The sequence below is a fragment of the Pseudarthrobacter sp. S6 genome, from assembly GCF_050156575.1.
Taxonomy (GTDB): domain Bacteria; phylum Actinomycetota; class Actinomycetes; order Actinomycetales; family Micrococcaceae; genus Arthrobacter.
The window spans coordinates 1,403,934-1,427,456 of record NZ_CP189581.1 but is presented as its reverse complement, the minus strand read 5'-3'; the positions used below and the strand labels follow the sequence as shown (position 1 = coordinate 1,427,456).

The 23,523-nt window shown below is 64.3% G+C and carries 19 protein-coding genes; 12 read left to right on the top strand and 7 right to left on the bottom strand.

Annotation, left to right across the window (positions count from 1 at the left end; all coding sequences use genetic code 11):
* Positions 1 to 139 precede the first annotated feature (139 nt).
* Positions 140 to 1,552 carry an MFS transporter gene (locus ACQCS0_RS06905; protein ID WP_354153864.1) on the bottom strand — a complete coding sequence of 471 codons (1,413 nt, stop codon included), beginning with the start codon at positions 1,550 to 1,552 and terminating at the stop codon, positions 140 to 142.
* A 270-nt stretch (positions 1,553 to 1,822) separates the two neighbouring features.
* Here ACQCS0_RS06905 and ACQCS0_RS06900 point away from each other — a divergent pair, with 270 nt between their 5' ends.
* From ACQCS0_RS06900 to ACQCS0_RS06880, 5 genes are all read left to right on the top strand, one after another.
* Positions 1,823 to 3,295, top strand: a complete 1,473-nt coding sequence (locus tag ACQCS0_RS06900) for an MFS transporter (protein WP_354153865.1) — start codon at positions 1,823 to 1,825, stop codon at positions 3,293 to 3,295.
* A 1-nt stretch (position 3,296) separates the two neighbouring features.
* Positions 3,297 to 5,525 carry a molybdopterin oxidoreductase family protein gene (locus ACQCS0_RS06895; RefSeq protein ID WP_354222303.1) on the top strand — a complete coding sequence of 743 codons (2,229 nt, stop codon included), beginning with the start codon at positions 3,297 to 3,299 and terminating at the stop codon, positions 5,523 to 5,525.
* Positions 5,522 to 7,084, top strand: a complete 1,563-nt coding sequence (locus tag ACQCS0_RS06890) for an FAD-dependent oxidoreductase (RefSeq protein WP_354153867.1) — start codon at positions 5,522 to 5,524, stop codon at positions 7,082 to 7,084. The genes ACQCS0_RS06895 and ACQCS0_RS06890 overlap by 4 nt, the downstream gene beginning before the upstream one ends.
* Before the next feature lie 175 nt (positions 7,085 to 7,259).
* The gene (locus tag ACQCS0_RS06885; RefSeq protein WP_354154201.1) at positions 7,260 to 7,514 is read left to right on the top strand and encodes a GIY-YIG nuclease family protein; all 255 of its coding nucleotides are present in this window, start codon (positions 7,260 to 7,262) and stop codon (positions 7,512 to 7,514) included.
* A 567-nt stretch (positions 7,515 to 8,081) separates the two neighbouring features.
* Positions 8,082 to 9,179, top strand: coding sequence for a type I restriction endonuclease (locus ACQCS0_RS06880; RefSeq protein ID WP_354153868.1), 1,098 nt, complete (start codon positions 8,082 to 8,084; stop codon positions 9,177 to 9,179).
* Positions 9,180 to 9,269: 90 nt separating this feature from the next.
* Here ACQCS0_RS06880 and ACQCS0_RS06875 read toward each other — a convergent pair whose 3' ends face one another.
* A complete protein-coding gene (locus tag ACQCS0_RS06875) occupies positions 9,270 to 10,064 on the bottom strand; it encodes a potassium channel family protein (RefSeq protein ID WP_354153869.1) in 795 nt (264 codons plus the stop codon).
* A gap of 242 nt (positions 10,065 to 10,306) precedes the next feature.
* Entirely contained in the window at positions 10,307 to 11,284 is a 978-nt protein-coding gene (locus tag ACQCS0_RS06870) for an HNH endonuclease signature motif containing protein (protein ID WP_354153870.1), read from the bottom strand.
* A gap of 276 nt (positions 11,285 to 11,560) precedes the next feature.
* On the opposite strand from ACQCS0_RS06870, the gene ACQCS0_RS06865 reads away from it, so the two are divergent.
* Together ACQCS0_RS06865 and ACQCS0_RS06860 are read left to right on the top strand one after the other, a co-directional pair.
* On the top strand, positions 11,561 to 11,830 hold the full coding sequence (locus ACQCS0_RS06865) for a hypothetical protein (protein WP_354153871.1): 270 nt from the start codon (positions 11,561 to 11,563) through the stop codon (positions 11,828 to 11,830).
* A gap of 315 nt (positions 11,831 to 12,145) precedes the next feature.
* A complete protein-coding gene (locus ACQCS0_RS06860) occupies positions 12,146 to 12,841 on the top strand; it encodes a hypothetical protein (protein WP_354153872.1) in 696 nt (231 codons plus the stop codon).
* Positions 12,842 to 12,869: 28 nt separating this feature from the next.
* Here the strand turns inward: ACQCS0_RS06860 and ACQCS0_RS06855 are convergent, their stop codons facing one another.
* Positions 12,870 to 13,055, bottom strand: coding sequence for a PspC domain-containing protein (locus ACQCS0_RS06855; protein ID WP_354153873.1), 186 nt, complete (start codon positions 13,053 to 13,055; stop codon positions 12,870 to 12,872).
* A gap of 24 nt (positions 13,056 to 13,079) precedes the next feature.
* Positions 13,080 to 14,528 (bottom strand): NAD(P)H-quinone dehydrogenase, encoded by a 1,449-nt coding sequence (locus tag ACQCS0_RS06850; protein WP_354153874.1) that lies wholly within the window; start codon positions 14,526 to 14,528, stop codon positions 13,080 to 13,082.
* Between the two features lie 94 nt (positions 14,529 to 14,622).
* Here ACQCS0_RS06850 and ACQCS0_RS06845 point away from each other — a divergent pair, with 94 nt between their 5' ends.
* Positions 14,623 to 15,441 (top strand): purine-nucleoside phosphorylase, encoded by an 819-nt coding sequence (locus tag ACQCS0_RS06845; protein WP_354153875.1) that lies wholly within the window; start codon positions 14,623 to 14,625, stop codon positions 15,439 to 15,441.
* 77 nt (positions 15,442 to 15,518) lie between these two features.
* On the opposite strand, the gene ACQCS0_RS06840 is transcribed toward ACQCS0_RS06845, so the two are convergent.
* Positions 15,519 to 16,004, bottom strand: a complete 486-nt coding sequence (locus ACQCS0_RS06840; protein ID WP_354153876.1) for an Rrf2 family transcriptional regulator — start codon at positions 16,002 to 16,004, stop codon at positions 15,519 to 15,521.
* A gap of 112 nt (positions 16,005 to 16,116) precedes the next feature.
* On the opposite strand from ACQCS0_RS06840, the gene ACQCS0_RS06835 reads away from it, so the two are divergent.
* Entirely contained in the window at positions 16,117 to 17,886 is a 1,770-nt protein-coding gene (locus ACQCS0_RS06835; protein ID WP_354153877.1) for a phospho-sugar mutase, read from the top strand.
* A 7-nt stretch (positions 17,887 to 17,893) separates the two neighbouring features.
* Here ACQCS0_RS06835 and nirD read toward each other — a convergent pair whose 3' ends face one another.
* The gene (gene nirD / locus ACQCS0_RS06830) at positions 17,894 to 18,256 is read right to left on the bottom strand and encodes a nitrite reductase small subunit NirD (protein ID WP_354153878.1); all 363 of its coding nucleotides are present in this window, start codon (positions 18,254 to 18,256) and stop codon (positions 17,894 to 17,896) included.
* Between the two features lie 263 nt (positions 18,257 to 18,519).
* Here nirD and nirB point away from each other — a divergent pair, with 263 nt between their 5' ends.
* Genes nirB through ACQCS0_RS06815 form a run of 3 tightly spaced genes read left to right on the top strand, consistent with a single transcriptional unit; the run spans position 18,520 to position 23,368 of the window.
* Positions 18,520 to 21,165 (top strand): nitrite reductase large subunit NirB, encoded by a 2,646-nt coding sequence (gene nirB / locus ACQCS0_RS06825; protein WP_354153879.1) that lies wholly within the window; start codon positions 18,520 to 18,522, stop codon positions 21,163 to 21,165.
* 2 nt (positions 21,166 to 21,167) lie between these two features.
* Complete coding sequence (gene cobA, locus ACQCS0_RS06820) at positions 21,168 to 22,202, top strand: uroporphyrinogen-III C-methyltransferase (RefSeq protein ID WP_354153880.1); 1,035 nt, start codon at positions 21,168 to 21,170, stop codon at positions 22,200 to 22,202.
* 14 nt (positions 22,203 to 22,216) lie between these two features.
* Positions 22,217 to 23,368 (top strand): uroporphyrinogen-III synthase, encoded by a 1,152-nt coding sequence (locus ACQCS0_RS06815; protein WP_354153881.1) that lies wholly within the window; start codon positions 22,217 to 22,219, stop codon positions 23,366 to 23,368.
* The last annotated feature ends 155 nt before the right edge of the window (positions 23,369 to 23,523 follow it).

Genomic DNA, 23,523 nt, shown 5'->3' with positions numbered 1-23,523 from the left:
GGCGGGTGCCGCCGTCGTGCGTTCCTCCCCCCGTTGGTCCCGGCCGGACACAGCAATGCCCGGCATGTTCCCCGCAATAACGGAGAACATGCCGGGCAGTTCCGTCAGCAACCGGGCTGGAACGCCCGACGGCGGCGCGTCAGGCTACGTTGTTCTCGTAGTCCAGGTCGCGGGTTTCCTTGGACACGAACAGCGCGATCAGCGTCAGCACCGACATCGCGGTCAGGTAGACACCGACCAGGACAGGGCTGCCGTCAGCCAGCTCCCACAGCGCGACGGCGATGAACGGGGCCACCGCAGCACCCAGGATGCTGGACACGTTGTAACTGACGGCGGAGCCCGTGTAGCGCACGTTGGTGGGGAACAGTTCGGGCAGCAGCGCACCCATGGGGCCGAACGTGAGGCCCATCAGCGAGAAGCCGATGATCAGCAGGGCCATGGTGCCCACAAAGCCGCCGCTGAACAGCGGAACGAACAAAAGGCCGAAGACAAAAATGCCACCTGTGACGGTCAGCAGCATCTTGCGGCGACCGTACTTCTCCGCCAGCGGCCCTGAAACCAGGGTGAAGATGCCGAAGAAGACGACGCCGGCAATCAGCATCCAGAGGAAGTCGTTGCGGTTGAAGCCGAGGCCGGGAACAAACGCTGCCGCGGCGGCCTCGGACATTGGTTTGCCGGCCTTCTCTGCGGCAGCCTTGGCAGCACCCAGGTTGGAGGCGCGGGTTCCGTAAGTCAGCGTGAACGTGGTCATCAGGTAGAAGAGCACGTACGTGGCGAGCATGATGAACGTGCCCAGTATGAGCGGACGGCCACTGGACTTGAAGACCCGGGCCAGCGGCAACTTGGCCACCTCGTTGGATTCGAGCACCTTGGTAAAGGCAGGGGTTTCGATCAGTTTCAGGCGGACGTACAAGCCGATGATCACCATGACGGCGCTGAGCAGGAACGGCACGCGCCAGCCCCAGGCCAGGAAGTCGGCCGGCGTCAGCGTGTAGCTGGCCACCAGGAAGATCACGTTCGCGATGATGAAGCCGATGGGTGCGCCGAGCTGCGGGAACGTGCCGTAGATGGCGCGCTTGTTGGCCGGGGCGTTTTCGGTGGCCAGCAGGGCAGCGCCGCTCCATTCGCCGCCAAGGGCGAGGCCCTGGGCGAACCGCATGACAACGAGCAGCGCCGGAGCCCAGAATTCCCAGCCCGGGACAAGCGCAGTGGGCAGGCAGCCGATCAGGAATGTGGCAATGCCCATGGTCAGCAGCGAGGCTACCAGGGTGCCCTTGCGGCCGAACTTGTCGCCGAAGTGGCCAAAGACGATGGATCCCAGCGGGCGGGCAACAAAGGCCACACCAAAGACAGCGAAGGAGCTGAGCAGCTGGGTGGTCTCGTTCTGATTGGGGAAGAACAGCGCCGGGAAGACCAGCACGGCGGCGGTCGCGTAGACGTAGAAATCGTAGAACTCAACGGTGGTGCCGATCAGGCTGGCCACAATCACGCGGCCGCGCGAGTTCACCGCCTTGGGGGATCCTGGCTCCACGGTGGTGTGAATGGATGACATAGGAACTCTTTCCTGAGAACCGGCCGGACCTTGTGAGACCCGGCGCGCAGTAGTTAGAGTCCGATAGTAGTTCCAGCCGTCCATTCAATGGACAAAAGGTCCGCCATGTGGACTTGTGGCCCATGTCTCATCCTTCGGCCGTTAACGCTCCTCACGCCGCCGGCCGGCTGCCGATAGGCAAATGTCACAGCACGTTAACAAACCGCGACTGTCCGCGAAACGCGCCTTCTCTACCGTGGAAGAACAACATCCCCCATGAGGAGGTCCACCGTGACTGTTGACCGCAGCGCAAATGCCGGCCCCGGCAATTCCGTAGATATAGACGCCGACCCGCTGCACGGAGGCGTGTCCTCATCCGCCGGCGCGCAGCCCTCCACGGGTACAACAGATGCCCCCGCCCTTGACTTCCGTCCCGGCCGCTGGATCGCCAACTGGAACGCCGAGAACAAAGAGCAGTGGGAGTCCGGCGGCCGGGCCATCGCCCGCCGCAACCTGAACTGGTCCATCTTCGCCGAGTTCCTAGGATTTGTGGTCTGGCAGCTCTGGTCCATCGTGGTGGTCCAGCTTCCGGCAGCCGGCTTCACGTTCACCACCTCGGAAATCTTCTGGCTGATCTCGATGCCCAGCCTGGTAGGCGCCACGCTCCGGATTCCCTACACCTTTATGGTTCCCCGCTTCGGCGGCCGGAACTGGACCATCGTGTCCGTGCTCCTCCTCCTGATTCCCTCAATCGGCCTGGGACTCTGCGTCTCCAACCCGGAAACCCCGTTCGGCGTCATGCTCTTCGTGGCAGCTCTGGCAGGCTTCGGCGGCGGCAACTTCGCCAGCTCCATGGCCAACATCACGTTCTTCTACCCGGCACGCGAGAAGGGCTGGGCCCTGGGCCTGAACGCCGCCGGCGGCAACATGGGTGCAGCCGTTGCACAGCTCGCCGTCCCAATTGTGATCACTTTGGTGGCCGTCGGCAGCGTCAACCTGCCCATGGCCGGCTGGATGTGGATCCCCTTCATCCTCATCGCCGCCTTCGGTGCCTGGAAGTACATGGACAACCTCACCAGCGCCAAGGGTGACGTGGCCGGTTCGGTCGCAGCACTGAGGGAACCGCACCTGTGGATCATGGCGCTGCTGTACATCGGCACCTTCGGTTCGTTCATCGGCTTCGCCGGTGTGTTCCCCAAGCTCATCAAGGACTACTTCCCGGCGTTCTCCTCCATCGGAGTCGGCACCGTGGCACTATCGCTGGCGTTCCTCGGCCCGCTGGTCGGTTCACTCGCCCGCCCCTACGGTGGACGCATGGCTGACCGCATGGGCGGGGCACGGATGACCGTGGCAGCGTTCGCCAGCATGGCCGTCATCACCCTGACCATGATCTGGACCCTGCCGCTGAAGAACTTCTGGCTCTTCCTGGTCCTGTTCCTGATGCTCTTCACCGCCAGCGGCTTCGGCAACGGCGCAACCTACCGGATGATCCCCATCATCTTCGCCACGTCCAGCCGGGCGGCGAAGTCCGGCGCCAGCACCGTGCAAACCCAGCGGCTCGCGTCCTCGGCCCTCGGACTGATCTCGGCCATCGGCGCCTACGGCGGCTTCGTGATCCCGCAGGTGCTGAACGCCTCCAACACTGCCAGCGGCTCCTACACCCCGGCCTTCTACGGTTTCGTCGGGGCCTACGTCCTGATGCTGGCGGTCTGCTGGTTCTTCTACATCCGCAACGCCAACCGAAACGCGATGGGACACGTCTAACATGACCAAAAGCGCCGACACGCACTGCCCTTACTGCGCCCTGCAGTGCGCCATGACGCTCACATCCCCTGCGGAACTGACCCCGGCTTCCGAGCCGGGGTCAGTCCCCGTGCCGGCTGAATCCGCGGCGCTGGCCGCTGCGGAAGCCCCCCTCCTCGAAGTAAGCGGCCGGGATTTCCCCACGAACCGCGGCGGCCTCTGCCGCAAAGGCTGGACCTCAGCCACGCTCCTGAACCACCCCGGACGGGTCACCGAACCGCTCCTCAAGGGCGCCGACGGCGTCCATCGCCCCATCGGCTGGGACCAGGCCCTGGCGCTGGTCACCGCCGCCGTGAAGGACACGCAGGCGCGCTACGGTAAGGACGCCGTCGGGGTCTTCGGTGGCGGTGGCCTCACCAACGAGAAGGCCTACATGCTGGGCAAGTTCGCCCGCCTGGCCCTGGGCACCTCACGCATCGACTACAACGGCCGCTTCTGCATGTCCTCCGCCGCGGCCGCCGGGATGCGCGCGTTCGGCCTGGACCGCGGCCTCCCGTTCCCGCTGGCCGACCTGGACGCCGCCAGCACCATCATGATGCTCGGCTCCAACGTGGCCGAAACCATGCCGCCGTTTGTGCAGCACCTCCAGGGCGCCCGCGACGCCGGCGGGCTGATCGTGGTGGATCCCCGCCGTTCAGCCACGGCAAAGTTCACGGCCGACGGCGGCGGCCTCCACCTCCAGCCCCTGCCGGGCACCGACCTCACCCTCCTGCTGGGCCTCTCGCACGTGATCATCCACGAGGGCCTGGCAGACGACGACTTCATCACAGCGCGCACCACCGGCTATGAGGCTGTGGTCCGCAGCGTCAACGCGTTCTGGCCCGAACGCGTCCAGTCCCTCACCGGCGTCCCGGCGGAGCTCATCCGGGACACCGCCCGCAGGCTCGCCGACGGCGCAGGCAAGGGCGGCAGCTACATCCTCACCGGACGCGGTGTGGAACAGCACGTGGACGGCACGGACACCGCCACCGCCGCGATCAACCTCAGCCTCCTCCTGGGGCTGCCCGGCTCACGCCGCAGCGGCTACGGCACCCTCACCGGCCAGGGCAACGGCCAGGGCGGCCGCGAGCACGGCCAGAAGGCCGACCAGCTCCCCGGCTACCGCAAGATCACCGACCCCGCCGCCCGCGCCCACATGGCCGGCGTCTGGGGCGTCCCGGAGGGAACCATTCCCGGGCCCGGACTGCCCGCCGTCCAGTTGCTGAAGTCACTGGGACAGCCCGACGGCGTCCGGTGCCTTCTTGTGCACGCCTCCAACATCGCGGTGGCCTCCCCCGACGCAAACGCCGTCATCGCCGGGCTCCGCGGCCTGGACTTCCTGGTGGTCTGCGACTTCTTTATGTCCGAGACGGCCGCCGAAGCCGACCTCGTCCTCCCGGTCCTGCAGTGGGCCGAAGAGGAAGGCACGCTCACCAACCTAGAGGGACGCGTACTGCGCCGCCGCCGGGCCCTGCAGCCGCCGGCCGGCGCACGCAGCGAACTCTGGATCATGGCCAGGCTCGCTGAAGCGCTCGAGGCCCCGTCCACGTACAGCGAAGATCCGGAAACGGTCTTTGAGGAACTGCGGCTGGCCTCGGCCGGCGGGCACGCCGATTACTCCGGCATTGACTACGCCATGCTGGACCGCGGCGAAGCTGCCTACTGGCCCTACCCTGTGGGCAGCACCGGTACGCCCCGGCTGTTCCTTGATGCGTTTGCCCACGCCGGCGGAAAGGCGGTCATGACCCCGGTGACGCCCCGCCGCCGTCGTACGCCGGCCGCGCCCCCCGTTGGGGACCCCACAGCCCCGGCCGCGAAAACCATGACCCTGATCACCGGCCGCCTCCTGGAGCACTACCAGTCCGGGACGCAGACCCGGCGGGTGTCCGAGCTGCTGGCCGCGCAGCCCGAGGCGAAAATGCAGATCCACCCCGCAGCCGCGGCCGCCATGGGCATCACCGAGGGTGCCTTTGTCTCGGTGGCCAATGAACGCGGGGAGGTGTTCTGCCGTGCGGAACTCAGCACCGCGATCCGTCCCGAGACGGTCTTCCTGCCGTTCCATTTTCCGGAGCTTGAAAGCGCCAACCGCCTCACCGAGGCGGCAACGGATCCCATTTCCGGGATGCCCGAATTCAAGTTCAACAACGTGTGGGTCCGGGCGGTCGCAACCGGACAACAGAGCAGTGTTCTTCAGACATCGGAGGCCTCATGAGTGAGCAGATTGTCGTTGTTGGTTTCGGCCCCGTGGCTGCCCGCCTGATCGATGAACTGCTGCCCGCGGTCCGCGACGGGCACGTCAGCCTGACCGTGGTGGGTGAAGAGGCCGAAGCCGCGTACAACCGTGTGCTGGTGGCCGATCTGGGCGTCGGACGCACCACGGCCGATGCCCTGGCGCTCTCCGACGCGGCAGCCCTGGCCGCCGACGGCGTGGACGTCCGGCTTGGCGTGCGGGTCCGCCGCGTGGACCGCGCCCGCCAGCAGGTGATCCTCACCGACGGCACCTCCGCCCACTATGAGCGGCTGGTCTTCGCCACCGGTTCCCGGCCCGTCATCCCCAACCTGACCGGCATCAACCCGGACCCCGCATCCCCCGTCCTTCCGGCCGGAGTGACCGCGCTCCGGGACCTCCGGGACGCTTCGGTTCTGCGCGCAGGGGTCGACGGCGGCAAGCGTGTTGTGGTGCTGGGCGGCGGCGTCCTGGGCCTCGAGACAGCCCTCGCGGCGGCGGAAGAAGGCGCCACTGTCACGGTGGTACACAACGGGCCACACCCGCTGGGCCGCAACATCGACCGCGGCGGCGGAGCGGTCCTCGCGGCCAGCCTGCGCCGGTGCGGCGTCCGGATGGCCGGCAACGCCCGGTCCACCGGGGTGGAGCACAACGCGCCCGACGGCGGGTTCTCGGCGCTGCTGCTCAATGACGGTTCGGCGATCGACGGCGACCTCCTGGTCCTCTCCTGCGGTGTCCGCCCCAGGACCGAGCTCGCCGAAGGCTGCGGCCTGTCGGTTGGTGCCGGCATCCTGGTGGACCACCGGCTGCGTGCCCACCACGAGCCGCACATCTTCGCGATCGGCGACTGCGCCGAGGTCCGCTGCCCGGACCCCGCCTGCGGCGAATGCCGCACAGCGAAGGGCCCGTCCGGCCTGGTGGGGCCCGGGTGGCGGCAGGCCGAATGGCTGGCCGAATACCTGACGTTGCTGGCCACCGGCACACAGGACGAGGCGGACGCGCTCCAAGAGCTGCCGCAGGAACAGGCCGGTGTGATTGTGCTCAAGGCCCGTGGCATGAACATGGCTGTGGCCGGCGACAACGGGGCCGAGCCGTGGGATGAAGAGGCGCTCACCGCGGGTGCCGTGAACGGCCGGCCCCGGCGGCAGATCGCCCAGTGGGCCGATCCGGAACACGGCCGCTACGTGAAGATGACCACCCGCGGCGGAGTGCTGGAAGGCCTGGTGGCCGTGGGCATGCCGCGGACCGCCGCCGAGCTCGTCGGGCTGTTCGAGCGCGGCGCGGAACTGCCGGCCGACAGGTCCCTGCTGCTGCGGCTGGACGGTCCGGACCAGCTGGCCGCGTCCGGTCCTGCCGATCCGGAAGGAACCGTGTGCCGCTGCGCCGGTGTCAGCGGCGCCAGGATCCAGGGTGCCGTGGCGGATGGCTGCTCTACCGTAGCCGAGGTGTCCAAGGCAACCCGTGCCGGCACCGGCTGCGGCGGCTGCCACGAGGACATCAAGGGGCTCATTGAAAAACACTTCCAGGCGGCTCCCGCCGCCTGAGTCGTCCTGAAGCCGGGAAGCCCTTGTATGTGGGCCGTGCCGAGAATGACTTGGGAAAGCGATTCAGAAAATATCATCGTCGACGCGTCGGCGGTTCCTCCCCTCGATTCTCCTTGGCGTCCATTCTGGCCATTGAGCTTCATCTGCTTCCTGGCGCTTCGATTCGAGAGGGGGTATAAAGCTGGACCGGACAGCTGAAAAGCGCCTCACGGCGTGGATGAGCAATCACCTGTTGTTTACCAGCGTGCAGTTAGCGGATGACAAGCACGCCCTCGATTTCGAGGACCGAATCATCCAACATCTGTTGCCTCCTCTAAATATTGAGAAGGCAGACGGAAGCCCATACCGAGAAGCCCTCACCGCAACACGATCGGCCTTACGCAGCGCCATCGCTGCTGGTCCTCACCCTAGGGACGACCAGGACTTCTGACAGTTTCAAGTCCGTGAAATCAGGAGAGACGTCGTGAGTTGTGCCGCTTGCCCGCCCAGTCGCGAACAGGGGGAATTGAGGGCTGGGGCGCGGCACAACATGCGTCTGCAACGCGCGCCTTCTTGGGCCGAGGAACGGCCCGTGCGGCTAGAGTTTGTCCAAGACAGTCATGATTTTTGAAATGGGGATGAATGCTGCAGTTATGTTTGCCCCTAGTGTGCCCAAGAAATTTATCATAGCGGCCGGAGTCGTCAGGCCTGCTGGACCAGGCTAAGTCTAACGATGACAAGAACTGGAACCATCCTGCGCCTCCGGGATTCGATACGCTTCCGGCAATATTAGTAGCCCGACGATGAGTCGGTTATGACATGGCTATTCAGTCTCGGGCGTGCCACCAGTTCTGCCGATGCTTCTCGGAGGCCCTCCGTTCATTCCCTCCTCCTGTGGTTGCCATCAACCAATTGGGGGGAGGAGGCCACAGGTTTACGACGCTCGGGTTCACGGCTGCCCCGGTGACCGACGAGGGCCGCTAATATGGGCCTCTAGGCCTTTAGTAGGGGGAAAGCTATGGAGTTTGCAGAACGATTGACCGCGCTAGCCGCGAAGGTGCGACAGCAACGCGCCCAAATTGAAACGGAAGAGGCTACAAAAAATGCCTTTGTAATGCCGTTCATTTCGACTATTTTGGGATACGACGTATTTAACCCGCTAGAGGTTGTCCCGGAGTTCACGGCGGATGTCGGCGTGAAAAAGGGCGAGAAGATTGATTATGCCATCATGCATGGAGGTACCGTGCAAATCTTGGTGGAGTGCAAGAAGTCGAAGGAGTCGCTCAAGATAGAGCACGCCTCCCAGTTGTACCGCTACTTTGCTGTAACAAATGCCCGCATCGCCATCCTTACTAACGGCGAAGTTTATCAGTTCTTCACAGATCTTGACGCGCCTAATCGCATGGATGCGAAGCCGTTCTTAGTTCTGGATCTCAATGACGTTGACGAGACGCTGATCCCGGAACTGATTAAGCTATCAAAGGAAGTCTTCGACCTCGACTCCATAATCAGTGCCGCTGGGGAATTGAAGTACATCGGCGCCATCAAGCGCGCGATTGCCTCGGAGTTCAAGGCGCCTGAAAACGACTGGATCAAGTTTTGGACTTCCAAGGTTTACGACGGTCCCTATACGCAGAAGGTCCGTGAGCAGTTCACCGGGCTGGTTACAAAGGCTGCAAAACAGTTTCTAAACGATCAGGTAAATGAGCGCCTCAAAACTGCTCTGGGATCACCGAATTTCCCGATGGCCAACGACCCGATAATTGCCACCACAGTCACCAGCGCGCAGGCGGTGGAGGACGACCTCATGGAGACTGGAATCGAAACGACTTTGGAGGAGCTAGAGGGGTACCACATAGTTCGCGCTATAGTGTGCGGTGACGTGAAGCCCGGGCGAGTAGTACAGCGTGATGCTAAATCTTACTTTGCCGTGTTACTTGACGACAATAACCGTAAGCCCATTGCGCGGTTGCACTTCAACCGTGTACAGAAATACCTCGGCGTGTTCGATGAAAACAAGACCGAAACTCGAATTCCGATTAGCAGTCTTGAGGAAATTTACGATCACGCCGACACGCTGCGAATGAGTGTAAAGAGTTACCTCAGCGCTGGCTGATCCTGGCTGGGGCACCGGCCCGGCTATTAGGAGCAAGCGGCCCGCACGTTGAAACTGAGTTGCGTTTGAGAATACTTCAGACTGCTTACTTCAATCCTGCGCGAGGCCGGGGGCGTGGGGTTGTGGAGATGTGACACTTACCGGGCCCTGTTGGTCGCCCTGTTTGACTAGGCTCGGGTCGAGCCGGTTTATAAGTTCTCGGACCTGCTCGGTCAGGCTAGCCACTTCGCGGCGAAGGGAGTCTTCCGTAACCTCCGTTTCTTCGGTCACCTTGATGGAGACGGCTTCCACGAGCCATGAAGCTACGGCCGCGGTAATAACACCCAGTACCGCGATGCCGCCGAGCAGGAGCCCGACCGCAACCAGTCTTCCAGCCAGGGTGACCGGGAAATGATCGCCATAGCCCACGGTGGTGATGCTAACTACAGCCCACCAGAGGGCGTCCCCGAAGTCGTTGATGTTCGATCCTTCGGCACCCCTCTCGGCATCGAGGATCGCGACCGCGCCGACGTAGCTCACGAGCACGGCGGCGCCAAGGACATATGTCAACACCCGTCCTCGGAGAGAGTGTCCCGCTGTCCGGTGCAGAACCTTCAACAGGGTGACCAGTCGCAGCAGCCGCAGTGGTCGAAGCACCGGCAGGACTAGGATGACCAGCTCGTGGATATTGCGGAAAAACCAGCGTGATCTGTTCCTTGCAAGGGTAAGGTTGACCAGATAATCGATCCCGAAGAGCCCCCAAGTTGCCCAGATGACCCGTTCGAGGAGGTCATCCTGTTGCGGCGGTAGTTCCATGATGACCTGGGCGGAGTATGCGGCGAGGAACAAGATTGCGACTGCGAGTAGCGGCCATTCGGTGTGTCTGCGCCAGAGTAGTTGCGTCATCCCTGCATGCTAGGACAGAGCGCTGCGCTTGCGGGTATCCAGTGACAGGGCTAACGACACACAAGCTGGCAAAGCAGAGAACCTCAGTGAGTTATCTGTGGGCTCTACGCGGCCCGGTCCGGAAACGCGACGCCAGACGTTCAAGATCGACCATCGCCAGGATAGTAGCCCTTAAGATTGTGTGTGAAGAGTGTTCGGCCTTCCGGAGCCGTTGCTAATCCGGTTTGGCGCGTCGTGACTTCTCAAACGGGCGCGACTTTGTTCGATTTGGTCCTGTTGCATCGCCAACATAGGGCTTGCAGATTCTCCGGCGTTGACATCCCGCCCTTCGAGACAGGAACAACGTGGTCCACTTCAAGAAGAAGATGGGGCTCCGCAGCGAGCGACACTGAGCAGTATCGGCAAGTGTGGCGGTCTCTCGTCTTGATGAACTGGCGGAGCTTCGCAGTCATAAGTGCTCGCTGGCCAGCCGCGCTTTGGCTAAACCGGATCTTCTGCGAAAGCGTCTCTACGAGCGCGTCAATCGTCTCGGTATTCAGGGTGACGGTCGTTCTCTGCGAGCTGTTCCCACCAGCGCTTACGTATTCGAAGGCATATTCAGGATACGGAACGCTGATGGGCGAGAGTTCGATTCCGACGTGCTCCATGAACTCGTCCGCGTAGTGCTTCAAGATGAACGCAGGAGGGTTGAACGACGCTGTAATACTCGTCTCGCGCTGGCGTAAATTGTCGACCGCGTCTTCGAGTCGGGCCACCTCCTCACCCAGATGTTCCACATCAGAGAGGTTTGCCTCGACCGCCTTGATGTTGAAGTACTTCATCAGATACTTGAGGGGATCGGAGCTAGCATTGCGGACAACTTGCAGTGAGCAGTTATGCACATTCTGTGCCTGGTAGTTAGCTACATTACGGTCGCGGCGGTAGTTGTGATTGCTCGTATTATCGAACGACGCCAGGTGCGCGTGAGCGCCCGTGGCCGCTAAGCCAAGCTGAAACGTTCCGCGGCTACGAATCTCAGAGGTGTACTCAGCTATCTCATTGTGCTCATCGACGACCGAATTGATCGCAGCCTTCCTCTCCAGAAAGTCTTCGCTCGCAAAATAGCGCTTCTTACGAATATCCCGGATCAGCCGGGGCAACTTCACGCCCGCCAAAGCAACCAGCACAATTGGCAGGACGATATACCAATACGAAGCCAGGAGCACTAGCACGACGATCACGATTCCAAATGCGACAGCTATATACGGCAACGGTGTCTCCCCCCTCGAAATGATTCAAATATGAGGATAGCGCTCGGCACTCTTTCAAACAGACTCTGACGCGGAACTTACAGACCAAAAGGAGTCCAACCTGGTGGAGGTCCGCTATGTTGACTTCGAAAATCCTGGCCTGCTGGACGCCTTAAACTGAATCGTCTATACAGCTACAAGCGTGAAAGCTTTCGCCACGAGCAGGAGGTCGAAATCCAATATTTAGATCTGACGCCACTGCGGCCTATGACCCCAGCGGAACAAGCGGACAAACCGCCCGCGTCTGAACGCAGCCCCAACGTCGACTACGAAAACGTGATCGACTACCGGACGCTACCAGCGGGCAAGCTACTTGCCGTCGACCTGAAACAGCTTGTAAACCGAGTAGTGGTCGCGCCCGAAGCGCCGTCGTGGTTCATCGATGTTGTACGCGACATCGTGAGCAAATATAACCAAGCCTTCCCGGTGGATTCATCGGCGATGCTGCGGCGCCCCCGCTACAACCACATCGGGTAGCGCTGCACCTACGCCACAAATTTGACCCAGAGGCCAGTCTCCGAGGCCACGATCTGGCGGCCATAGTGCTAGCCGCGACCCCTCAGGGGTGCTGATTAAGCAAGGGGTTGGTCATGCCCTCCTTTTCGCCACTTGCCGTACACGCAGAGAGCATGAGCGAGACGTTGTGGCCACTCCCACCAAGGGGGTGGCTGCGGCCGTATGACCAGAAATCTCTAGGAGGCATGCACCGTGCATGACTGGTTTCCGGGTTCCCGGACATGTCCGCGTAACGCGAATCGGGGGCGACCGCGGGCGGCAGGTAGCATCGGGGCCATGAATGCCGACGAAGAAGACGACATCACCGAAGAGCTGCTGGCCGACGCGGGGAAACTCACGGGGCTGAGCCTGGAATTGTTGGGTCTTGACCCGCACCCCGATGACATGACGCCGGAACAGCGGCTGCAGTTCGAACCCGAAGACCTGGACGAAATGGCCGCGGCCTCGCCGGAAGACCGGAAAACAGCTGTGCGCCAGATACTCGTGCTGGCAGGACTCCTGTGGAACTCGTCGGGCGTTCTCGTTGACCAGCTCTTCCGCGATCTGGGAACCCTGACCGCCCTGGATGCGGTTACTCCGTCTGACGTCGCCGGTACCTCTGTGCTGTCCTCGCTGCCGCCTCGGTTCGCCGCCAGCTACGACGCCAACTTCACCCAAAAGTTCATCGTGGTGGCTTCCGATGTAACGGCATCGCTGGTCCGCGGCTGGACAGCCCCCGGATGCCTCGCAGCCGAACTCGCCGTCCGCTGCCTGCTTGATCAGGCGGAAATCACCGAGGACATCTATGAACTCGATCTCCCGGAAGACTGGCGGGCACAGGTCGAGGAAGTCCTGTTGGAGGAGGCGGATAGTCCAGCTCTCTACTCGGACAGCCCCGATCTTCCGGAAATCGACGCCGGGAAGCTGGGTTTCGATGGCTGGTTCATCCCGTTTGCAGCCGGGTGCACGGTCCCGCCCTACGCCCTGGCTTAGGCGTCGAGGCCGGGATCCCTGGCGGTCTTCAGGCCGGGGCCTTGGGGATCATGATCCACAGGGCGATGTAGACCAGCTCGCCGATCCCCACCAGGCCAAAGATCACAAAGCCGATCCTGACCAGGAACTTCGGGACCCCGAACCGGGCAGACAGGGCGGCACAAACGCCACCGATGATTTTTCCGCGGCGTGGCCGCTCCAGAGCTGTAGTCATGCCCGCCACGCTACCCCAAGTCATTTACATGTGGACGTGCAGGCGCCGCGCGGCTTCCGAGATGGACCCGCTCAATGACGGGTAGACCGTAAAGGTGTTGGCTACGTCGTCGACGTGGAGCTTCTGGGTGACCGCAAGGGAGATGGCGAAGATCAGCTCGGACGCGTTCGGCCCCACCACAACACCGCCGATCACGGTGCCGGAGCCCTTGCGCGCGAAGATCTTGACGAAGCCGTCCTTGTGGTTGCGCATTTTGGCGCGGGCATTGCTCTTGAGCGAGAGTTTGACGATGTCGCCCTGGTATTTGCCGGACTGGATCTCCGCCTCGGTAACGCCCACGTTCGCGATCTCGGGAGAGGTGAAGATGTTGGACGCCACCTGGTGAAGCTTGAGCGGCATCACGCTGTCGCCCAGGAAATGGGCGATCGCGATCCGGCCCTGCATTGCGGCCACCGAGGCCAAAGCCAGCACGCCGGTGCAGTCGCCCGCGGCGTAGATGTTCGGCGCCGTGGTGCGGGAGACGCCGTCGACCTTTATGTGGCCGCTCTCGGTGAGGGCCACGCCGGCCTCTTCAAGGCCGATGCCGGCGGTGTTTGGGATGGAACCCACGCAGACCAGGCAGTGGCTGCCGGTGACTTTCGATCCGTCACCGAGGGTGACCACGACGCCGTCGTCGGTCCGCTCGACGGTTTCGGCACGGGCGCGGGACAGCACGCGCACACCGCGGCGCTCGAAGACTTCCTCCAGCACCTCAGCGGCGTCGGTGTCCGAGCCGGGCAGCACCCGGTCGCGGCTGGAGATCAGGGTGACTTTGGAGCCCAGGCCGTTGTAGGCGGAGGCAAACTCGGCACCCGTCACACCGGAGCCCACCACAATCAGTTCCTCGGGAAGCTCGTCAAGGTTGTAGATCTGCGCCCAGTTCAGGATGCGTTCCCCGTCCGGCCGCGCGGTGGGCAGCTCACGGGGGTGCGCGCCGACGGCCAGCAGAATGGTGTCAGCTTCCACGATTTCTGTACCGCGAGCGGTCAGGACTTCAATGGTGTGGTTGTCCAGGAGCTTGCCCGAACCGAGCAGAATGCGGACGTTCTGGTGCTCCAGCCCACTGGAGATGTCGGTGGACTGTTGGCGGGCAAGGCCGAGCAGGCGGTCGTTGATGTGTTTGAGGTCGGCGCGCATCGCCGGCACAAAGTCGCCGCCGTCGACGTCGAACTTCACTCCCAGCTCGCCCGCCTCACCGACGCGGGTCATCAGGTCCGCCGTCGCGATCAGGGTCTTGGAAGGCACAACGTCGGTTAGCACGGCCGAGCCGCCCATGCCCGCGCGTTCGATGATGGTGACCTGCGCTCCCAGCGAGGCAGCGACCATAGCGGCTTCGTATCCGCCGGGGCCACCTCCGAGGATTGCGATCCGGGGGGAGCTGAAATCAGGGTGCGTAGTCACAATCAACCATTGTCCCGCATCAGCGCGGGACAACCAATAAAAGAGTGGCCCGTCACGGTGCCGGCCGCGGCCTGGAGCACCGCTGTTGCCACTGTGCACAGCGGCAGCAGCACGATAACTTGTACCAGTGAGTAATACAGACTTCCAGAACACGGACCCTTTCGCCGCCGCGCGCTCCGCTGCTGACTACATCGCCCGGGAGACCGAAGTTGACAGCCACGACATCGCCCTCGTCCTGGGCTCAGGCTGGGCCGAAGCCGCCGACCTCATCGGCGAGACCACCGCCACCCTGACCGCTGACACCGTCCCGGGCTTCCATGCCCCGGCCGTGGAAGGACACGTGGGTACCATCCGCTCCGTCCTGACCAAAGAAGGCAAACGTGCGCTGGTCCTGGGCGCCCGCACCCACTACTACGAGGGCAAAGGCGTCCGCGCCGTGGTCCATGGCATCCGCACCGCCGCGGCAGCCGGCTGCAAAACGCTGGTCCTCACCAACGGCTGCGGAGGACTCAACGAAAACTGGACGCCGGGCACCCCGGTACTCATCAAAGATCACATCAACCTCACCGCCACCTCCCCCCTGGAAGGCGCAACGTTTGTTGACCTGACAGACCTGTACAGTTCACGCATCCGCGCCCTCGCCCGCGAAGTGGACGCCTCGCTGGAGGAAGGCGTCTATGCCCAGTTCAGCGGGCCGCATTACGAGACGCCGGCAGAGGTCCAGTATGCCAAGCGGATCGGCGCGGACCTGGTGGGCATGTCCACTGCCTTGGAAGCGATCGCCGGCCGTCACGCAGGCATGGAAGTGTTCGGAATTTCATTGGTCACCAACCTTGCTGCCGGCCTCAGCGCCATGCCGCTGAGCCACCAGGAAGTCATCGAGTCCGGCCAGGCCGCCGGACCGCGCATCTCCACACTGCTGGCTGGCATCGTCGCCAGGCTTTAGCGCAACGCGGGGTCACTTAGCGTCCATCCGAGGCCTTGCAACGGGCGCTAACTGACCCCGCGTTGCTTATGGGCTGGTCACAACCTGGCGCCCATAAGTTGGCTGACCGTGGCCTCCCGGGCCTCGGGAAAGCGGCGCTCGATGGACTGTGCGATCCCGGCAATGCTCTGCCGGGACAGCTCGGTCCGCCAGGTGACTTCGGCGTGGCGCATGGTCTGGGAGATGAGGCACGTGCGGGCGTAGTCAGCGTCCATACTCCCGCCCGGCGCGTCCTTGGTGATGCCTTCGCACCGGAAGGCATGGTCATTTCCTTCAATGGCGAGGACCACGTCAAGGACGGAAATCCGGGCCGGACGCCTGGCCAGCGAGAAGCCACCCCGCGGGCCGGACACCGAGGTCAGGATGCCGGCCCGCACCAGCGCCTGGAGCTGCTTGTTCAGGTACGCGGCGGGAAGCTTGTAGAACTCGGCCAGCCGTGCGCTGCTGACGGCCTCCCCCGGCGCGGTCCAGGACATATTGACGCAGCTATGCAGCCCCCACTCAACACCCTGCCCCAGTTTCATATTCGCGACGTTACTTGTCCAGAAAATTTACTGCAAGGATTTCGCTGGTTTCCGCTGTCACAGGCGGGTGTTCAGGCACAGTTCCTGAAGCAATGACGATAGCGTTGACCGCATGACGTCCTCCGATGCCGCTTCCTTGTTCAGCCAGGCCCGCGAATGGGCGGCCAAAGATCCGGATCCCGCCACGGCCGCAGAGCTCACCGAGCTGCTGCAACTCGCGGAGGAGGGCTCCCCCGCAGCGTCACAGGAGCTGGCCGACAGCTTCAACGGCACCCTTCAGTTCGGCACCGCAGGCCTCCGCGCCGCCCTGGGCGCCGGGCCGAACCGCATGAACCGTGTGGTGGTGCGCCGCGCCGCCGCCGGCCTCGCCGACTTCCTGGTTGATGCGGTGGCTGAGGCCGCCCCCGGGACCCGGCCACGCGCCGTCGTCGGCTATGACGCCCGCTACAACTCCGACATCTTCGCCGAGGAAACGGCGGCCATCTTTACGGCCGCCGGGATCGAAACGTTCCTGATGCCGTCCGCGCTGCCCACCCCGCTGCTCGCATTCGCCGTGCGGGCCCTCAATTGCGACGGCGGCGCGATGGTGACCGCCAGCCATAATCCCCCGCAGGACAACGGCTACAAAGTGTACCTGGGCCGTCATGCCGTGGAGGACAGCGGCCGCGGAGCACAGATCGTGGCGCCCTACGACGCGCGGATCGCCGCGCGGATCGACGCCGTGGGCGCCCTGGAAACCATCACCCTTGCCGCCGGCGGCTGGACAGTGCTGGACCCGTCCGTTGCGGCGGATTATGAACGCGCGACGGCGGCACTCGCCGATGCGGCCCGCTTCCCGTCCCGTGACCTGCGGATAGTCCTGACCCCCATGCACGGTGTGGGCGGCGAAACTGCCGTGGCGGTGCTGAATGCTGCCGGTTTTGCCGATGTCACTCTCGTGGCCGAACAGGCGGAGCCGGATCCCGACTTTCCCACGGTGAACTTTCCGAATCCGGAGGAACCAGGTGCTTTGGACCTGGCTCTGGCGACCGCGGCCCGCGTGGACGCCGATATTGTCCTGGCCAACGATCCGGATGCGGACCGCGCGGCAGTGGCGGCCAAGGATCCTGACACCGGCGCGTGGCGCATGCTCCGCGGCGACGAGGTGGGCGCGCTGCTGGGAGCACACATTGTGGCCCGGCTGGCGCCCTGCACTGACGAAGCGTCCAGCAGTACGGACGAAGCAGGCGATGGTGGAGGGGCAGGCGTCTTCGCCAATTCGATCGTGTCCTCGCGCCTGCTCTCCCGCATCGCCGCCGCGGCAGGATACGCGCATGCGGAAACGCTGACCGGGTTCAAGTGGATTTCCCGGGTGCCCGGGCTGGTCTACGGCTACGAGGAAGCCCTGGGCTACTGCGTTGCCCCTGAACTGGTCCGGGACAAGGACGGGATCTCTGCCGCTGTCCTCATCGCGGAACTGGCTGCCGCTGCCAAGGCGGACGGAAAAACCATCTTCGACACCCTGGATGAGCTCTACCTTCAGCACGGGCTGCACGCCAGCGACCAACTGAGCATCCGGGTGGCCGATGTGGGCCTGCTGGACGCCATGATGAACCGGCTCCGCGTGAGCCCGCCCGAGTCGTTCCGTTCGTCCGCTGTTGAATCCTTCGTGGACCTGGCCGACGGGAGCGAGCACTTGCCGCCCACTGATGGTTTGCTGTATCTGACCCGGGACCAGACCCGTGTGATCATCCGGCCCAGCGGCACCGAGCCAAAGCTCAAGTGCTACGTGGAAGTCATCCTCCCGGTTGAGTCAGCGGCCGAACTGCCCGAAGTCCGCCAGTTGGCCCGGACCGTTCTAGATAATGTGCTCGACGACGTCCGCGAGGCCCTCGGACTCTAGTGGGACGCTAAACCCCAACTTCGATGAAACCGTCTGAAATGCGGGTGCTGAACGTTTCCAGTCGCACCGCGGCGGTTCCGAAGCATTCGCCGGTTTCCAGATCATAGACCTCTTTGTGCAGCGGCGAAGCGATGGTGGGGCGCGTGCCGCGTGAGCCCAGAATGCCGCGGGCCATTACGTGGGCGCCGGTGGCCGGATCTTCGTGGGCCACGGCAAAAACCTCACTGGGCCCAGTCCGGAAGAGTGCCACCTGGCGGCCCGCAATGAGTGCCGCTTCGCCCCAGGAGAGCTCAAGCTCGTCCACGGCGCAGACCCGGTGCCAGGTAGCGGTGTCGGCGGCGAGCGCCCCAAGTTCCAGTGTTGCCGTCATGTCCGGCTCCTCTCCCCGTGCTTGATTGGCCACCTCTATGGCCGTACCAAACAACTTAGGCAACGGGTGTTTCAAAGGCGTGCAGTGCATGTGTCCGGCGCGTAAAAGAGACCTCACCCGTTCGGAAACCCGTTCGTGATGCAGAAGTTAAGCCTACGAAACATAAGGGAAACTGAAGCGAAACTGCGACTACCTAGTCTGAATGGACACCTCGTCAGAGAAAGTCGCAGAACACCGTCTGCGGCACATGCGAAAGGCCCACAGTGACCGAACAGACTTCACGCCAGACGGCAACGCGCCGGATCGTCGTCGCCGGTGGCGGCCCTGCTGCCCACCGCTTCGCCGATGCCATGCACACCCGGGGCCTTGAGGGCTGGGACGTCACGGTCCTCACGGAAGAAGCCCACCTCCCCTACGACCGCGTGGCGCTCTCCAAGGCACTGACGGACAGCAGCGTAGACCTGACCCTGGGTTCTGCCTCGATGTGGGACCACGCTTCCCTGTCACTGAAGACCGGCGAGCGCGTGGTCAAAATCAATGCCGAGGCAAAGACGGTTGAGACCGCTGCCGGCAGCATCTTTGAATACGACGACCTGGTGGTTGCCACCGGCTCCGACGCCATGCGGCTGCCCATCCCCGGCGCCGAGCACGTGCATGTTTACCGCACGCTTGAGGACGTCTGGGCCATCAACAAGGCCATCGCGGAGCTCACGGAAAAGCTGGGCCGCACTATCAATGCCGTGACCATCGGCGGCGGGCTCCTGGGACTTGAGTCAGCTGCAGGCACTGAACAGCTCGGCGCGACTCCCGTGGTTATCAACGGCGCACCGTGGCTGATGAACACCCAGCTGGACGAAGGCGCTGGCCAGTCACTGGGCCGCCTCATCGAAGCCAAGGGCTTTACGGTCCACGGCGGAGTGTTCCCCTCGCAGGTCCTTTCCGACGACGACGGACAGGTCACCGGCGTCCTCATGGCAGACGAACGGATCATCCCCGCCGACCTCGTCATCGTGGCCATCGGCGTCAAGCCCCGTGACGAACTCTTCCGCGCAGCCGAGGGCGAGGAGCCCCAGTTCAGCCTGGGCGCGCGCGGCGGCGTGGTCATCAACGATTTCTGTGCCACAGAAGTCCCCGGTATCTGGGCCATCGGTGAAGTGGCCAACTTTGAGGGCATGTGCCTGGGTCTGGTTGCCCCCGCCAACACCATGGCCGAGATCGTCGCGGACCGCCTCCACGGCGGCGCAGCCACCTTCCCGGGCTTTGACACCGCCACGAAGCTCAAGCTCTCCGGCGTGGACGTTGCCAGCTTCGGTGACGCGTTCGCCCGGACCGAGCACTCCCTCGAGATCGTCTATGCCGACCCCGCCCGCGGTGTCTACCAGAAGATCGTCACCACCGACGATGCCAAGACCCTGCTCGGCGGCATCTTCGTGGGCGACGCATCCCCTTACATGAGCCTGCGCCCGCTGCTCGGCCGTGAACTCAGCGCCGAACCGGGCGCTTACCTCACGGCGGCCGGCGGCGGCGACGCCCCGGACACCGAACTCCCGGACGATGCCATCCTTTGTTCCTGCAACAACGTGGCCGCCGGAACCATCCGCGACACCATCAACGGCTGCGGCGCCTGCGACGGCAACGCCCCTGTCCAGGAGCTTGGCGAGCTCAAGGGCTGCACCCGCGCGGGCACCAGCTGCGGATCTTGCGTGCCGATGCTCAAGAAGCTGCTGGAAACCGAACTCACCAAGTCCGGCGTCGAGGTCTCCAAGGCACTCTGCGAGCACATCGAGCTGTCCCGCCAGGAACTCTTCGACGCCATCCGCGTCCTGGAACTGACCTCCTTCGAGGAGATCATGGCCAAGTACGGCACCGGCGCCGGCTGCGACATCTGCAAGCCCACCATCGCCAATATCCTGGCCAGCCAGAACAGCGCCTACGTCCTGGACGCCGGCCGCGGCACCCTGCAGGACACCAACGACCGCGCCCTCGCCAACATGCAGAAGGACGGCACCTACTCGGTGGTCCCCCGCATCGCCGGCGGCGAAATCACTCCCAAGAAGCTCGGCGTCATCGCCGCCGTGGCCGAGAAGTACAACCTGTACACCAAGATCACCGGCGGCCAGCGGATTGACATGTTCGGTGCCCGGCTGGAAGAGCTCCCGGAAATCTGGAAGGAGCTGGTGGACGCCGGCTTCGAATCCGGCCAGGCGTACGGCAAGAGCCTGCGCACCGTGAAGTCCTGCGTGGGTTCCACCTGGTGCCGCTTCGGTGTCCAGGATTCGGTGGCCATGGCCATCCAGCTCGAGCTCCGCTACCGAGGCCTCCGCAGCCCGCACAAGCTCAAGATGGGCGTCTCCGGCTGCGCCCGTGAATGCGCCGAGGCCCGCGGCAAGGACGTCGGCGTGATCGCCACGGCCGACGGCTGGAACCTGTACGTCGGCGGCAACGGCGGTGCCACCCCGGCCCACGCCCAGCTCCTGGCCAAGGACCTCGACGACGAAACCCTGCTCAAGTACATCGACCGCTACTTCATGTACTACATCCGCACGGCGGACCGCCTGCAGCGCACCGCGCGCTGGCAGGAAGAGCTCGACGGCGGCATCAAGCACGTCGAGGACGTGGTGGTCAAGGACACCCTGGGCATCGCCGCGGAACTTGAAGCCGCCATGGCCAAGCACGTTGACACCTACGTGGACGAATGGGCCGACACCCTCAAGGACCCCGAGCGCCTGCGCCGGTTCCGGTCCTTCGTCAACGCGCCCGACCAGAAGGATGACTCCATCACCTTCGTCTCCGACGAGCGTGGCCAGATGCGCCCGGCCACTGCGGAGGAAAAAAGCCGCGCCGGCCAACAGCCGGTCCTGATCGGCGCCTCCATCCCCATGCGGCCCCGCGCCGAGAACGAGGTGTAGCCATGCAGCTCAGCATCGATCTCACCGGCCGCGAAGTCCTTGTCACCGGCTCCGACCACGCCGCCCGACAGGCGGTCCGCCGCTACGTGGCCGCGGGCGCCGTCGTCTATCGCCTCAGCACCCCTGCGGGTGCGGCGCATGACGGCCCGCTTCCCGAGCGCCCGTTCCTGGTCGCGGCGGTCGACGACGGCCAGCCCGGCTGGGAGCCCCTGCTCGAGCGCTGCGCCGCCACCGGCATCCCGGTGGCGGCCGAGCCTGCCGCCGGACCCGTCGGCCACGTCACCCTGGTGGGCGGCGGCCCCGGCACCACCGAGCTGCTGACTGTCGCCGCCGTGAAGGCCCTCCGCGATGCGGACGTGGTGTTTTTCGACCGGCTGGCTCCCTGCCAGGACCTGCCGGACCTGACCTCCGCCGAACTCGTGGATGTGGGCAAGAAGCCCGGCCACCACAAAGTGGGCCAGGCCGACATCGAGAAGCTCATGGTCGAAAGCGCCCTCGCCGGCAATAACGTCGTCCGGCTCAAAGGCGGCGACCCGTACGTCTTTGGCCGCGGCGGCGAAGAAGTCGCCGCCTGCGTCGCGGCGGGCGTGCCTGTCCGTGTCATTTCCGGTGTTACCAGCGCGATCTCCGTGCCGGCGGCCGCCGGCATCCCCGTCACGCACCGCGAGGTCAGCCACATGTTCACCGTGGTCTCCGGCCACGGGCCGCTGACCGAAAAGGAACATACGCACCTGGCCGGGCTGGGCGGCACTATTGTGGTTCTGATGGGCATTGGCACCCTGCACCAGCTCGCGGCCGGACTCCGTAAAGCCGGTATGCGACCCGACATGCCCATGGCCGTCGTCGAACGCGGTTACCGCCCGGGCCAGCGCACCACCATCGCGGACCTGGGCACAATCACCTCCGCTGCTGCCGGGTGCAGCAATCCCGCCGTGCTGGTCATTGGCGAGGTGGTTCGCGTGGCGGAAGCCAACCGCGGGCATGCTGAGGCCGCCGCCGACCTCGACCGCCTGGCGGCCTCGCTGCTCGGTTCATGAAAGGATTGACCCCCATGACCGCACTGGCACCCGCAGAACCCCAGGCTGAAGAGACCTCCAGGGGGGAATCGGCTGATTCCCCCCTGGAGGGTTTCCGCATTGGAGTGTCCTCGCACCGGCGCTCCCGGGACCTTATCGAGGCCCTGGAACGCCGCGGCGCGGAAGTCTTGCATGCCCCGGCCCTTAAGATCGCCCCGGTGCAGGAGGACGTCCGCCTCATCGAGGACACCAAGGCGATCATCGCCGCACGCCCGGACCTGTGCATCGCCACCACGGCGTACGGCATGCGCCGCTGGTGCGAAGCCGCCGACTCCTTTGGGATCGGTGAGCAGCTGCTGGACACCCTCGCCGGGTGCCGGATGTTTGTCCGCGGCCCCAAAGCCCGCGGCGCCGTCCGTGCCGCCGGACTCGCCGACGTCGGAATCAGCAGCGACGAAACCACCGCAACGCTGGTGGACATGTTGCTCGCCGAAGGCGTGCGCGGCAAGACCGTGGCCGTGCAGTTGCACGGCTACACGGACGTCCGGCAGCTGGAACGCCTGCGTATGTCCGGCGCCACGGTTCTGACGGTGACCCCGTACCGCTGGGTGAAGCCCGACGGCGAAGACCGGCTTCCGCGCCTTATTGAGGCTGTGTGCAGCGGCAACCTGGACGTGCTTACCTTTACGAGCGCACCCGCCGTCGATGCCGTATGGAGTACCGCCCACGAGATGGGCGTCTACAAGCAGCTCATCGAAAGCCTGAAAACAAACGTCACCACGGCAGTGGTGGGCCCGGTCACCGCGCAGCCCCTGCTCGACGCCGGCATCACCCCGCTCATCCCGGAGCGGTTCCGGATGGGTGCCCTCATCCGGCTGGTGTGCGAGCACCTCGCCCTTAACCATGTGCGCAGGCTGGACACCGCGTCCGGCAACCTTGAGCTGCGCGGGCGCAGCCTGCGGGTCGATGGAGTTCACGTTGAGCTGGCGCCTGCGCCACTGCTGCTGCTGCGTGCCCTGCTGGGGGCTGGTGGGGCTGTACTTTCCCGGGAATCGCTGTCGGAACTGCTGGAGCTGAAGGGCTCGGTCCATGCACTGGACATGACGGTCAGCCGCCTGCGGTCATCGCTGCCGGACGGCCGCCTGGTGGAGACGGTGGTCAAGCGGGGTTACCGGATCCGGGTCTAGCGCCTCCCGCAAAAGGAGTTTTTGTCCAGATAATGCGGCCAAAGCGCCGTTTTGAGCGCATTATCTGGACAAGAACTCCTATTGTTACCGGGCGGTAAATGGCAGCGACAATGCGGAAACACGGTGGAAAAACGGGCAGCCTACGCTGGGATTCA